Origin of the sequence: Methylibium sp., assembly GCF_031393925.1 — a bacterium.
Taxonomy (GTDB): Bacteria; Pseudomonadota; Gammaproteobacteria; order Burkholderiales; family Burkholderiaceae_C; genus Methylibium.
In genome coordinates this window covers 1-13,004 of record NZ_JANMWL010000003.1, presented here as the reverse complement: position 1 = coordinate 13,004, position 13,004 = coordinate 1, and the positions used below count along the sequence as shown (strand labels likewise).

Below are 13,004 nucleotides of genomic sequence, written 5' to 3'. Positions count from 1 at the left end.
CCGGCGTCAGTCTTCGGGCGTGCGTGCGACGACCCAGACCTGCACCTCGGCCGCACCGGCAGCGAGCAGCACGCGGCTGGCTTCGTCGAGCGTCGAGCCGGTCGTCATCACGTCGTCGACCAGGGCGATGCGGCGTCCGCGCAGCGCCGCCAGCGCCAGCGGCTCGGCCGCGAAGGCGCCGCGCACGTTCGTTGCGCGGCGCTCGCGCGGCAGCGCAATCTGGTGCGGCGTGTCGCGCAGCCTCAGCAGCCAGGCTGGCTGGAAGCTCGTGCCGAGACGGGCCGCGAGTGCGCGTGCCAGCAGCGCGGCCTGGTTGTAGCCGCGTTCGCGCAGGCGCGCCGCCGAGAGCGGCACCGGCAGCACGGCGTCGACGGCAGACACGCCGGCCTTGCGCACCTGCTCGGCCAGCTGCATCGCCAGGGTCGGCGCAAGGTCGAGCGCGTCGTGGAACTTCAGGGCTACCAGCAGGCCGTCCCACGGATAGCCGTAGTCGCAGGCGGTCACGGCGTGCAACCACGGCGGCGGGTTGCGCAGGCAGGCGCCGCAGGCTGCGGCGCTGCCGAGCGCGAGGGCGCAGCGCGGGCACCGCAAGCGGGGCGAGGCGAAGCGGGCGACGCACTCGCGGCACACGCGCGCGTCGCGGCCCTGCGTGTGCGCATGGCAGACCGCGCAACGGTTGGGCCAGCGAGCCGACGCGCCGCTGGTGGCCAGGCGCGAGAGCCAGGAGGGGTGCGCGGGGACGGGCATGGCCGGCTCAATATACTGCGCGGCCCATGACAATCGATGCCGCCTTGCCCTCTCTCGGCGCGCAGCCGAGCGCGGTCCGCGCGCTGCTGCGGCGCGCCGCAGCAGCGCCTGCCGCGCCATGGCTGCACACGGAGATCGCGCGGCGCATGGCACAGCGGCTGGCGGTGATCAAGGCAGAGCCGTCGCGGGTGCTCGACTGGTGGTCGGCGTTGGGCGGTGGCGCGCCTGCATTGCGCCAGCGCTACCCGGCCGCGCGCATCGACGCGGTCGAGCCGACAGCGGCATTGCGCGCGCACAGTGCCCGCGCGCTGCGCGCGCCGTGGTGGACGCTGGCGCGCTGGCGCGGCCCGAGGCCGCTGGCCTGGCTCGACCACGAAGCGCCGCGCGACGCACGCGCGCAGCTCGTGTGGGCCAACATGATGCTGCACTGGTCTGCCGACCCTGGGCCATGCTTCGCGAGCTGGCACGCCGCACTGGCGGTCGACGGCTTCGTCATGTTCTCGTGCTTCGGACCCGACACGCTGCGCGAACTGCATGCGCTGTACCGCCGTGCCGGCTGGTCGCCGCCGGGCCACGCCTTCATCGACATGCACGACCTGGGCGATGCGCTGCTGGCCAGCGGATTTGGCGATCCGGTGATGGACATGGAAACGCTCACCCTCACCTGGGCCGATGCCGACGCGTTGCTGGCCGAGTTGCGCGCGCTCGGCGGCAATGCCGCGGCCGCGCGTTTCGCGGGCTGGCGCACGCCGGGCTGGCAGGCGCGCCTGCGACAGCAACTTACCGAAGCTCTGGCCGGGCCCGATGGTCGCCTGCGCTTGAGCTTCGAGATCGTCTACGGTCATGCCTTCAAGCCGCTGCCGCGCACGCCGGTGGCGGCCGAAACCAAGGTGTCGGTGGAGACTTTGCGCAGCATGGCGCGCTCGCGCGGCAAGACGGCCACGCCTTCGCGATGAACAGTGCGAGTGCTGCGATAAACTCGCGCCCGGCGACTCAGGGCTCTAGCAGCATGTCAGCGTCCACACTAAGCAGCGGCGGCGAGCCGCGCGGTCACGCGGCAACGCCTGCGAACGAGTGGACGCTCAAGCGAAATTGCTCTTTTTCACCCATGCAGTTGCTGAAGGTATATGCATCGCTGTGCGTGATTTCGTTGGGAATAGCCACATACTTCTGGCTGCTCGGCGCCACCCTGGTAATGCCGTTCGCTTGGGCCGAGTTACTGGCCTTTGGCGCCGCTCTGTTCGTGTACGCACGGCACGCCGCCGATTGCGAACACATCACCCTGGAGCGCGGGCGCATGGCGGTCGAGCTGGTGGTCGGCAGCCGCGTCGAGCGCACGGAGTTCGAGCCGCAGGAGGTGTGGGTGCAGGTGCGGCTCGACCCCCGATCCTTGATCGAGCTGTCGGGCCAGGGCCGCAGGGTCGCGGTGGGTCGCTTCATGCGACCCGAGTCGCGATCGGCACTGGCCGAGGAATTGCGCTCCGCCTTGCGGCGGAGCAGGGCGCCCGTCGATCACGACGGCGCTTAAAAAGATCAGTTTGGAAGCGAGCACGATGAAGACGATCAATGCCCTTTGCAACGCCGCGCGCCGGCACGCTGCACGCTTTGGCCTCGGCCTGGCGGCGTCGTTCGCGACGACCGCTGCGCTTGCCGTGAAAGACTTGCCCGGCGGTCCCGCCGTCAACCAGCTCGACCTGCATCCCGCGGTGACCAGGATCGCGGTGGAGCAGCAGTGGCTGCACTACTTCATGCTCGTCCTGTGCACCGTGATCTTCATCGCTGTGTTCGGCGTGATGTTCTATTCCATCTTCAAGCATCGCAAATCCAAGGGCGCCAAGCCGGCCAACTTCCATGAATCCACGCTGGTTGAGATCGTCTGGACGACGGTGCCCTTCATCATCGTGATCGCGATGGCGCTGCCGGCCACCAAGGTGGTGGTCGCCATGAAGGACACCACCAATGCCGACGTGACCATCAAGGCCACCGGCTACCAGTGGAAATGGGGTTACGACTACATCAAGGGCGAGGGCGAGGGCATCGCCTTCGTCTCGACCTTGGACACCACGCACCGCCTCGCGTCCGACAGCGGCCACCCGCCGCCGATGGACGACTACCTGCTCAAGGTCGACAACCCGCTGGTGGTGCCGGTCAACAAGAAGGTGCGCATCATCACCACCGCCAACGACGTGATCCATGCCTTCATGGTGCCGGCCTTCGGCATCAAGCAGGACGCGATTCCCGGCTTCGTGCGCGACACCTGGTTTCGCGCCGAGAAGACCGGCGACTTTTACGGCCAGTGCGCCGAGCTGTGCGGCAAGGAACACGCCTACATGCCGATCCACGTGAAGGTGCTGTCGGCCGACGACTATGCCGACTGGGTCGAAGTGAAGAAGAAGGAACTCGCCGCCAAGGCCGACGATCCGGCCAAGGTCTGGCAGCTGCCTGAAATGGTCGCGCGCGGCCAGCAAATCTACGGCACCAACTGTGCGGCTTGCCACCAGGCCAACGGCAAGGGCGGTGGCGCGATCAAGGCACTCGATGGTTCGCCGGTGGTGCTCGACGCCGACAAGGCCAAGCAGATCGCGGTCCTGCTCAACGGCCAGAACGGGGGCGCCATGCCGCCGTGGAAGCACCTGTCGGACACCGAGATCGCCGCCGTGATCACCTACACCAAGAACAACTGGTCGAACCAGACCGGGCAGATCGTGCAGCCGGCCGACATCGTCGCCGCGCGCAAATAAGACAGCCAGCAAGAGGATCCGACCATGAGCGCAGTTCTGGACCACCCCGGCCACGACCACGGCCACGACGAGGCCCACGGGCACCCGCACGGCTGGCGGCGCTGGGTGTACGCCACCAACCACAAGGACATCGGCACGCTCTACCTGGTGTTCTCGCTGACGATGTTCATGATCGGCGGCGTGCTGGCGATGGGCATACGGGCCGAGCTGTTCCAGCCCGGCCTGCAATTCGTGAACCCCGAGCTGTTCAATCAGCTCACCACGATGCACGGTCTGATCATGGTGTTCGGCGCCATCATGCCGGCCTTCGTCGGCTTTGCGAACTGGATGGTGCCGCTGCAAGTCGGTGCGGCGGACATGGCCTTCGCGCGCATGAACAACTTCAGTTTCTGGCTGCTGATCCCGGCGGCGCTGATGCTCGTGGGCTCGTTCTTCATGCCCGGCGGCGCGCCCTCGGCCGGCTGGACGCTCTACGCGCCGCTCACGCTGCAGATGGGCCCCTCCATGGACGCCGGCATTTTCGCGATGCACATCCTGGGTGCCAGCTCGATCATGGGCTCGATCAACATCATCGTCACCATCCTCAACATGCGTGCGCCCGGCATGACCTTGATGAAGATGCCGATGTTTTGCTGGACCTGGCTCATCACCGCCTACTTGCTCATCGCCGTGATGCCGGTGCTTGCCGGCGCGATCACCATGACGCTGACCGACCGCCACTTCGGCACCAGCTTCTTCAACCCGGCCGGCGGCGGTGACCCGGTGATGTACCAGCACATCTTCTGGTTCTTCGGTCACCCCGAGGTCTACATCATGATCCTGCCGGCGTTCGGCATCATCAGCCACGTCGTGCCGGCGTTCGCACGCAAGCGCCTGTTCGGCTACACCTCGATGGTGTATGCCACGTCGTCGATCGCGATCCTGTCGTTCATCGTCTGGGCGCACCACATGTTCACCACCGGCATGCCGGTGACCGGCCAGTTGTTCTTCATGTACGCCACCATGCTGATCGCGGTGCCTACGGCAGTGAAGATCTTCAACTGGATCGCCACCATGTGGCGCGGCTCGATGACCTTCGAGACGCCGATGCTGTTCGCGATTGGCTTCATCTTCGTCTTCACCATGGGCGGTTTCACCGGCCTCATCCTCGCGATCGCGCCGGTGGACATCCAGCTGCAAGACACCTACTACGTCGTCGCGCACTTCCACTACGTGCTGGTGGCCGGCTCGTTGTTCGGAATGTTTGCCGGCTACTACTTCTGGGCGCCGAAGTGGACCGGCGTGATGTACTCCGAAGCGCGCGGGAAGATCCATTTTTGGGCCTCGCTGATCTTCTTCAACGTGACCTTCTTCCCGATGCACTTCCTGGGCCTGGCGGGCATGCCGCGCCGCTATGCCGATTACCCGATGCAGTTCGCCGACTTCAACGCGATTGCCTCGATCGGTGCGTTCGGTTTCGGTCTGTCGCAGGTCTACTTCATCGTCGCGGTGGTGATCCCCGGCATGCGGGGTAAGGGCGAGCGGGCGCCGCAAAATCCCTGGGAGGGCGCCGAGGGCCTGGAGTGGCAAGTGCCCTCGCCGGCACCATTCCACACCTTCGAGACCCCACCCAAGCTCAACGCGGCGGCCAATCGCATCGTCGGCTGATTCACGCGCCTGCAGAGAACGAGTCCGCGCGATGGCGACGACCCCCGAGCAGCGCAAGCGCAACCTGCGTCTGGCGCTGATCCTCGCGTCGGTCGCGGCTGCGTTCGCGCTTGGCTTTGTCGCCAAGATGATGCTGCTGTGAGGCACCGCCCGCGATGAGCGCACCACGGTCCCACGGCGAACGACGCGACAACCGTCGCATGCTGCGCAAGCTCGTCGTCGTCACGCTGGCGATGTTCGGTTTTGGCTATGCGCTGGTGCCGATGTACGAGCGCATCTGCGCGGCGCTCGGCATCAACGTTCTCACCTTGGCCGAGCGCAACGCCACGGGCGCGGGCACCGGGACCGCGGCCAACACGCAGATCGATCGCAGCCGCACCATCACCGTCGAATTCGATGCCAATGCGCGTGGGCCATGGGACTTCAAGCCCGCGGTGCGTTCGCTCGAGGTACACCCCGGTGAGCTCACGACCGTGATGTACGAATTTCGCAATGTGCAGGACCGCTCCATGTCGGCGCAGGCGATTCCGAGCTACGCCCCCATGCAGGCGATGTCGTATTTCAACAAGCTCGAGTGCTTTTGTTTCAGCGAGTACCGCTTGCAGCCCGGCGAAGCCAAGCGGTGGCCGGTGGTGTTCTACATCGACCCCAAGCTGCCCAGGGACGTGAAGACCATCACCTTGAGCTATACCTTCTTCGAGGTCGGCGGCAAGACGCCGCCCACTCCGCCAGCAAGGCGCGCGGCGGTGAAAAGTGATGCACCGGCATGACCGAGCGCACCCCGAAGCCGGATGCGCCACGCGAGCCGGCGTCGCGGCGCACGCTGTCGTTCATGCAGACCTTGCGGTCCGTGGCCTGGAGCTTCTTCGGCGTGCGAAAGTCGTCGGAGCACGAGAAGGACCTGAGCCAGGTCAACCCGGTCCACCTGATCATCGCGGGCGTGCTGGGCGCGCTGCTGTTGATCGGGCTGCTCATCACCCTGGTGAGCTGGGTGATCGCAAGCGGCGTGGCCGGCTGAAGCACGACCGAGCGGCACAGAGCAACTGAAATCCGATACCAGCGATCCGAGGAGATAGAAAACATGTCGGCAGCATCCCACGGGCAACAAGCCTATTACTTCGTACCGGCGCCTTCGCGGCATCCGGTGATGGCCGCCATCGGCCTGTTTTTCATGATCCTGGGTGGCGGGCAGTGGATCAACGGCCACGACTGGGGCGCCTATTCGCTGTTCTTCGGACTGGCGTGGTTGGCCTTCGTGCTGCAGCAGTGGTTCCGTCAGGCCATCGGCGAGAGCGAGCGCGGCCTGTACAGCGACCGCATCGACGCCTCGTTTCGCTGGAGCATGAGCTGGTTCATCTTCTCGGAGGTGATGTTCTTCGGCGCCTTCTTCGGCGCGCTCTACTGGACGCGCATGCATGCCGTCCCCAGTCTCGGCGACCTTGACAACGCGCTGCTCTGGCCCGACTTCAAGGCCTTCTGGCCGAGCGTCGTGGCCGGCGCCACCGCCTCGCCGGCCGGCACCGTCGAGCCGTTCACGACCATGGGTCCGTGGCCGTTGCCGACCATCAACACCGCGCTGCTGCTGACCTCGGGCGTCACCTTGACCATCGCCCACCATGCGTTGCTCGCGTCGCACCGCGGCAAGGCGATCGCCTGGATGTGGCTCACCGTGCTGCTCGGCGCCACCTTCCTGTGTGTTCAGGGCTACGAATACGCGCACGCCTACAGCGAGCTCAACCTCAAGCTGAGCAGCGGCATCTATGGCTCGACCTTCTTCATGCTCACCGGCTTTCACGGCTTCCACGTGTTCGTCGGCATGTTGATGCTGCTGTTCATCACCGTGCGGCTGATGAAGGGCCACTTCACCGCCGAGCGGCACTTCGGCTTCGAAGGCGCGGCCTGGTACTGGCACTTCGTCGACGTGGTCTGGCTCGGTTTGTACGTGGTGGTCTACTGGCTCTGAGCCGGACCGTCAGGCAACGAGAGCGCCCTTAGCGGCGCTCTCGGCGTTTCAGGCTAGCGGCCGATCGGCAGGCCGGTCGGCTGTATCCAGCCGAGCTTGTAGCTGACCAGAATGAACACGAACAGCGCCACTGAAAGCCCCACCCGCCAAGCGAGCGCGTGGAACATGCGTTTGGTTTTCGGGGCGCCGTCGCGGCCGTCCTTGAGCATGGCGCGTCCGGCCGAGGCAAGCGCGAACAGGATGCCGACGAAGGCGAGCAACACGATCCACTTCATTGACGCAATGTATGGCATCGACCCGGGTCTCATGCGATGAGCCTCTCGAGTCCCGTCGTCCGGCGCTGGGTGGTGTTGCTGGCCACGCTGGCTGCCGTGGCGCTGACCGTGCGCTTGGGCGCGTGGCAACTCGCGCGCGCCGCGCAGAAAGAAGCCATGCAGGCCAGCGCCGACACGCGCTCCACGCTGGCGCCGCTGGCCACCGCCGACCTGGCGCGCGACGGCCATGCGGCTGCCGCTCAGCACGACCGTCGCATCACGCTCAGTGGCCGGTGGCTGGCCGAGCAAACTCTCTATCTCGACAACCGCCAGATGAATGGCCGCGTCGGCTTTTTCGTGGTGACGCCGCTCGAGCTGGCGCCGGGCGACGCGGTGATGGTGTTGCGCGGCTGGGCACCACGCGACTTCCAGGATCGCACTCGCCTGCCCGCGGCACCGCTGTCGGCTGGCACGGTCAGCGTTGCGGGCACGATCGCCCCGCCACCGGGCAAGCTTTATGCGTTCGACGGCACCGAGCGCGGGCCGCTGCGGCAAAATCTCGATCTCGCGGTCTACAGTCGTGAGATCGGTGTCGCATTGCGACCCTTGTCGCTGCAGCAACAGGACAGCGGCGCCCCGGATGACGGCCTGCGGCGCCAGTGGCCCAAGCCCGCGGTCGATGTCCACAAGCACTATGGCTATGCGTTCCAGTGGTTCGCGCTGGCCTTTCTCCTGAGCGGTCTGTATGTCTGGTTTCAACTCCTTGGCCCCTGGCGGGAGCGACGTTTGCGCCCAACCGCCTGAGCCGCCGGCCGAGCCCCTGAGCTTCTCGGTACACAGCCTGCCCACGCTCGCCTTGCCGCCGGTGCGGCAGGGGCGCTTGAAGATGCTCGTGGTGCTGTTGGTGTGCGCGGCGCCGGTCATCGCGTCCTACGTCAGCTACTACGTGATCCGTCCGCAAGGCCGCAGCAACCACGGCGAACTGATCGAGCCACAGCGCCCGCTGCCCTCCGCTGCCGCGCTGCCGCTCACCGACCTCGATGGCCGCGCCGTTGATCCGGCGAGCCTGCTCGGCCAGTGGCTGTTCGTGACTGTGGCGGGCGGCGCCTGCGATGCGAAGTGCGAGCGCCAGCTCTACCTGCAGCGCCAGTTGCGTGAAGCGATCGGCAAGGACAAGGCACGCATCGACCGCGTCTGGCTGGTCGACGACGACGTTCCGCCGCGCCCCGAGTTACTCGCCGCGATGCAGGACGCTGCGGTTTTGCGCGTGCCGCGCGCGGCGCTGGCCGCGTGGCTGGCGCCCGCGCCGGGGCAGCCACTGGAGGCGCACTTCTACATCGTCGATCCGCTGGGCAACTGGATGATGCGCACATCCGCGCCGAGCGAGCCGGCGCTGATCAAGCGCGACCTCGAGCGCCTGATGCGCGGCTCGGCCGGCTGGGACAAGCCGGGGCGATAACGCCCCAGGCACGATGGACAACGCCGCGCTCGTCAACCTGGCGCCGCTCGCACGGCTCGTCGTGCTCGGCTCGGTCATCGCGCTCGGGCCGCTGGCGTGGGTGTGGATGCGCACGCGCGCCGACGGCGCTGCAAAGCGCCTGCAGGTGCTCACGCTGCTCACGCTCTTTCTCACCTTCGACCTGGTGCTGTTCGGCGCCTTCACGCGACTGACGGACTCGGGCCTCGGCTGCCCCGACTGGCCGGGCTGCTACGGCAGCGCCAGCCCGATTGGCGCACAGGGCGAAATCGACGCGGCGCAGCGCGCCCTGCCGAGCGGCCCGGTCACCCAGGCCAAGGCCTGGATCGAGATGCTGCACCGCTACCTGGCCACCGCGGTGGGTGTGCTTATTACCGTGCTGGCCCTGGCCCACTGGCGACTGCACCGCCGCGGCGAGCGCGCAGCAGCCTCGCCCGGGTGGGCAGCCGCGACCTGGGTGTGGGTCTGCATCCAGGGCGCGTTCGGCGCCTTCACGGTCACGCTCAAGCTCTATCCGCTGGTGGTGAGCGCGCATCTGCTCGGTGGCCTCGCGCTGCTGGCGCTGCTCGCCGTGCAAGCCGACCGGGCTCGGCGCCGCAGCGTCGCGGTCGATGCCGGCCTGCGTCGCGGCTTGGTCACTGTCGCGGCGTTGGCGCTGATGCAGATCGCGCTCGGCGGCTGGGTCAGCACCAATTACGCAGTGCTGGCCTGCCGCGATTTCCCCACCTGCCAGGGCCAGTGGTGGCCCGAGGCGCTGGACTTCGCGCAGGGCTTCGCGCTGCTGCGCCCGCTGGGCGTGGGGCAGGGCGGTGGCTGGCTGCCGTTCGAGGCGCTGACCGCCATTCACCTAGCGCACCGGGTCGGCGCCGCGTTGTTGCTCGCCGCGCTGCTCGCATTGAGTTGGCGGTTGTCGTCCGTCGTCGCGTTGCGCCGTCTGGCCTGGGGGCTGGTCGGCGTGGCCGCCTGGCAGCTTGCGACCGGCATTGCCAACGTCGTGCTCGACTGGCCCCTGGCCGCGGCCGTCGGCCCCACCGGTGGCGCGGCGGTGCTGGTGTTGCTGCTGACCGCGCTGCTGGGGCGTACGCAGGGCGTCGCACGGGCAGGGCGCGCGCCCCGCGCTGCGGCCCCACCGGCCACGCCAGCCGTGCCGATGCACGGTGCTCCCTAGAATCCGCTTCTCCATGTCTGAATCGATCGCTTCCCCTTCCGCTGCCGTGCGGGTTTCGCTGCCGTCGCGCTGGCGCCAGTTCAGCGCGCTGACCAAGCCGCGTGTGGTGCAGCTCATCGTCTTTTGCGCCGTCATCGGCATGCTGCTCGCCGTGCCCGGCTGGCCCACGCTCGCGGCCTGGGGCGTGGCGCTGGCGGCCAGCGTGGGCATCTGGCTGGTGGCCAGCGCGGCGGCCGCATTCAATTGCCTGGTCGAGCAGCACATCGACGCAAAGATGAAGCGCACCGCCTGGCGGCCCACCGCCACCGGCGAGCTGAACAACCGCCAGACCTTGGCGTTTTCATTGGCGCTGTGCAGTGCCGGCATGGCGGTGCTGTGGGTGTGGGTGAACCCGCTCACCATGTGGCTGACTTTCGCCACCTTCGTCGGCTACGCGGTGGTCTACACCGTGCTGCTCAAGCCAGCGACACCGCAGAACATCGTCATCGGCGGAGCGTCGGGCGCGATGCCGCCGGTGCTCGGCTGGGCCGCGCTGCGTGGCGAGGTCGGGCCGGAGGCGATGATGCTGTGCCTCATCATCTTCCTGTGGACACCGCCGCATTTCTGGGCGCTGGCGCTCTACCGCGCCGAAGACTACGCCCGTGCCGGGCTGCCGATGCTGCCGGTGACGCACGGCAACCACTTCACGCGGCTGCAGATCCTGCTCTACACCTTCGTGCTGTTCGCCGCGACCCTGCTGCCCTTTGTCTACGGCATGAGCGGGTGGCTCTACCTGGGCGCTGCGGTGGCGCTGGGCATGGTGTTCTGCGGCTACGCCTTCAGGCTCTGGCGCGCCTACAGCGAGGCGCTTGCGCGGCGCACCTTCCGCTTCTCGATCCTGCACTTGTCGCTGTTGTTCGCGGCCCTGCTGGTTGACCATTACCTGGACCCGTATTTGCGGGCAATGACAGCATGACCCCACGCCGCACTTTCCTCGCGCTCCTCTGCGCCGTGCCCGGCCTCGCGCTGATGGCCGGCTGCGACGGGGGCAACCCGAAGCCACCGGCCGGCGGCTTCAAGGGGGTCGACATCACCGGCGCCAACTACGCCAAGGCGCTGAGCCTGCCCGACACCCAGGGCAAGCTGCGCAGCGTCACCGAGTTCAAGGGCAAGGCGGTGGTGGTGTTCTTCGGCTACACGCAATGTCCCGATGTGTGCCCGACCACGATGGCCGAGCTGGCGCAGGTCAAGAAGCTGCTCGGCCCCGAGGGCGAGAAGCTGCAGCCGCTGTTCGTCACCATCGATCCGGAGCGCGACACGCCCGAGCTGCTCGCGAACTACATGGCCAATTTCGGCCCCGGCTTCATTGCGCTGCGTGGCACGGTCGAGGAGACGCAGGCGGCAGCGACCTCGTTCAAGGCCTTCTTCAGCAAGATCAAGGGCAAGGATCCGAGCAGCTACACGATGGACCACACCGCCGGGGCCTACGTGTTCGACCCGCAGGGCCGCATCCGTCTGTTCGTGCGCTACGGCCAGCCGATCGAGGCCTGGGTGAGCGACCTCAAGCAGATCATGATGCCTTGACCGTCCGACCTGAAAAGGCGGCCCGCAGGCCGCCTTTTCATTGACGCGAGGGCCCGAACGTTCAGGCGAATTCGACCAAGGTCTTGCGCATTTTCTTCATCGCTGCAACCTCGATTTGGCGGATGCGTTCGGCGCTGACGCCGTACTCGGCCGCCAGGTCGTGCAGGGTCATGCCGCCCGAGCCGTTGTCGTTGACCTTAAGCCAGCGCTCTTCGACGATGCGCCGGCTGCGCGCGTCGAGCGCTTCCAGCGCTTGGCTGATGCCGTCGCTGGCGAGCGTGTCACGGTGCTGCGCGTCGAGCACGCGTGTGGGCTCGTGGCGGTCATCGGCCAGGTAGGCGATCGGCGCAAAACTCTCCTCGCCGTCGTCGGTCTGCGGGTCGAGCGCCACGTCGCCGCCCGACAGGCGCGTTTCCATCTCGATCACCTCTTCGCGCTTGACCTTGAGGGCGCGCGCGACGATGTCGATCTCGGCGTCGGTGAGCGTGCTGCGGTGCAGGTCGGCGTCGACCGCGCCCGCCTTCAGGCCCTGCTTCATGGAACGCAGGTTGAAGAACAGCTTGCGCTGCGCCTTGGTCGTGGCGAGCTTGACCATGCGCCAGTTCTTCAGCACGTACTCGTGGATTTCGGCCTTGATCCAGTGCAGCGCGTAGCTCACCAAGCGCACGCCCTGCCCGGGGTCGAAGCGGCGCACCGCCTTCATCAGGCCGACATTGCCTTCCTGGATCAGGTCGCCGTGCGGCAAGCCATAACCCAGGTACTGGCGCGACACCGACACCACCAAACGCAGGTGCGAAAGCACCAGGCGCCCGGCGGCCTCGAGATCGTTGCTCTCGCGCAGGCGCCTGCCCAGCGACTGCTCTTCGTCCAGCGTGAGCAGCGGCAGCCGGTTCACGGCCGAGATGTAGGCGCTCAGGTCGCCCAGCGAAGGCACCAGCGCCCACGGGTCGCGCACGGCGACCGATTGGCCGGAGGGAAACATCATGGTCGGGACCGCGTTGTTCATGGAAGCAACAGACATCCAGAACCTCCTTTTGTTGACGGCAATTTTAGCACTCGGACATTTCGAGTGCTAAAGCGGGCTGTGATGAACGAACCTCACATTCGATGAGTGCAGATTCAAGAAAAACAGCGCTCGTGGAAAGAGCGTGCGCACGCTAACGAAGGCTGTCCGCTCGACCGAATACGAAGGGACTTCCCACTTTTCAGTAACGGTGTCGAGGCACCAAGATTGAGTTTGCGTCTTCAATCTGAATCTGAAAAGGGGAAGTCCCATGAGCGAGATTACACGAGCCTTGATCGCGCGGGTAGGGGTTGATTTAGCCATTTGGTGATCCAGGTGCACGCGGTGGACGCCGCTGGGCGACGGGTGGTGGCGCGTGCGTTCAAGCGCGATCAGTTTATCGCCTGGTGTGCGCTGTTGCCCGCAGGCTGCCTGGTGGCG

16 protein-coding genes are annotated in these 13,004 nt (G+C 66.9%); 13 read left to right on the top strand and 3 right to left on the bottom strand.

The features are described 5' to 3' along the window. Positions 1–6: 6 nt before the first annotated feature. On the bottom strand, positions 7–747 hold the full coding sequence (locus RMO12_RS00140) for a ComF family protein (RefSeq protein WP_309637756.1): 741 nt from the start codon (positions 745–747) through the stop codon (positions 7–9). A 26-nt stretch (positions 748–773) separates the two neighbouring features. Here RMO12_RS00140 and RMO12_RS00135 point away from each other — a divergent pair, with 26 nt between their 5' ends. From RMO12_RS00135 to RMO12_RS00100, 8 genes are all read left to right on the top strand, one after another. After that, positions 774–1,703: a biotin synthase gene (locus RMO12_RS00135; protein WP_309625255.1), complete on the top strand. Its 930-nt coding sequence runs from the start codon at positions 774–776 to the stop codon at positions 1,701–1,703. Positions 1,704–1,756: 53 nt separating this feature from the next. Beyond that, a complete protein-coding gene (locus tag RMO12_RS00130) occupies positions 1,757–2,275 on the top strand; it encodes a DUF2244 domain-containing protein (protein WP_405029597.1) in 519 nt (172 codons plus the stop codon). A gap of 25 nt (positions 2,276–2,300) precedes the next feature. Beyond that, positions 2,301–3,488, top strand: a complete 1,188-nt coding sequence (coxB, locus tag RMO12_RS00125; RefSeq protein WP_309637754.1) for a cytochrome c oxidase subunit II — start codon at positions 2,301–2,303, stop codon at positions 3,486–3,488. A gap of 24 nt (positions 3,489–3,512) precedes the next feature. Further along, the gene (ctaD, locus tag RMO12_RS00120; protein ID WP_309637753.1) at positions 3,513–5,135 is read left to right on the top strand and encodes a cytochrome c oxidase subunit I; all 1,623 of its coding nucleotides are present in this window, start codon (positions 3,513–3,515) and stop codon (positions 5,133–5,135) included. Positions 5,136–5,166: 31 nt separating this feature from the next. Next, positions 5,167–5,277 (top strand): cytochrome oxidase small assembly protein, encoded by a 111-nt coding sequence (locus RMO12_RS00115; protein WP_309624348.1) that lies wholly within the window; start codon positions 5,167–5,169, stop codon positions 5,275–5,277. 13 nt (positions 5,278–5,290) lie between these two features. Continuing rightward, entirely contained in the window at positions 5,291–5,905 is a 615-nt protein-coding gene (locus tag RMO12_RS00110; RefSeq protein ID WP_309624347.1) for a cytochrome c oxidase assembly protein, read from the top strand. Beyond that, positions 5,902–6,153 (top strand): DUF2970 domain-containing protein, encoded by a 252-nt coding sequence (locus tag RMO12_RS00105; protein ID WP_309624346.1) that lies wholly within the window; start codon positions 5,902–5,904, stop codon positions 6,151–6,153. The genes RMO12_RS00110 and RMO12_RS00105 overlap by 4 nt, the downstream gene beginning before the upstream one ends. 63 nt (positions 6,154–6,216) lie before the next feature. Beyond that, positions 6,217–7,098, top strand: a complete 882-nt coding sequence (locus RMO12_RS00100) for a cytochrome c oxidase subunit 3 (protein ID WP_309637752.1) — start codon at positions 6,217–6,219, stop codon at positions 7,096–7,098. 53 nt (positions 7,099–7,151) lie between these two features. Here RMO12_RS00100 and RMO12_RS00095 read toward each other — a convergent pair whose 3' ends face one another. Next, positions 7,152–7,361 (bottom strand): DUF2909 domain-containing protein, encoded by a 210-nt coding sequence (locus tag RMO12_RS00095; RefSeq protein ID WP_309624344.1) that lies wholly within the window; start codon positions 7,359–7,361, stop codon positions 7,152–7,154. 48 nt (positions 7,362–7,409) lie between these two features. Between RMO12_RS00095 and RMO12_RS00090 the strand changes: the two genes are divergently transcribed. The 5 genes from RMO12_RS00090 to RMO12_RS00070 are packed head-to-tail and all read left to right on the top strand — an operon-like array spanning position 7,410 to position 11,560. Next, entirely contained in the window at positions 7,410–8,156 is a 747-nt protein-coding gene (locus tag RMO12_RS00090) for an SURF1 family protein (protein WP_309637751.1), read from the top strand. Then, positions 8,098–8,811 carry an SCO family protein gene (locus RMO12_RS00085; RefSeq protein WP_405029596.1) on the top strand — a complete coding sequence of 238 codons (714 nt, stop codon included), beginning with the start codon at positions 8,098–8,100 and terminating at the stop codon, positions 8,809–8,811. Before RMO12_RS00090 ends, RMO12_RS00085 begins: the two co-directional genes overlap by 59 nt. A gap of 13 nt (positions 8,812–8,824) precedes the next feature. Further along, on the top strand, positions 8,825–9,997 hold the full coding sequence (locus RMO12_RS00080) for a COX15/CtaA family protein (RefSeq protein WP_309637749.1): 1,173 nt from the start codon (positions 8,825–8,827) through the stop codon (positions 9,995–9,997). Positions 9,998–10,010: 13 nt separating this feature from the next. Next, positions 10,011–10,952: a heme o synthase gene (gene cyoE / locus RMO12_RS00075; RefSeq protein ID WP_309624340.1), complete on the top strand. Its 942-nt coding sequence runs from the start codon at positions 10,011–10,013 to the stop codon at positions 10,950–10,952. Beyond that, entirely contained in the window at positions 10,949–11,560 is a 612-nt protein-coding gene (locus tag RMO12_RS00070; protein WP_309637748.1) for an SCO family protein, read from the top strand. Before cyoE ends, RMO12_RS00070 begins: the two co-directional genes overlap by 4 nt. A 61-nt stretch (positions 11,561–11,621) precedes the next feature. On the opposite strand, the gene rpoH is transcribed toward RMO12_RS00070, so the two are convergent. Beyond that, on the bottom strand, positions 11,622–12,566 hold the full coding sequence (rpoH, locus tag RMO12_RS00065; RefSeq protein ID WP_405029595.1) for an RNA polymerase sigma factor RpoH: 945 nt from the start codon (positions 12,564–12,566) through the stop codon (positions 11,622–11,624). Positions 12,567–13,004: the final 438 nt, after the last annotated feature.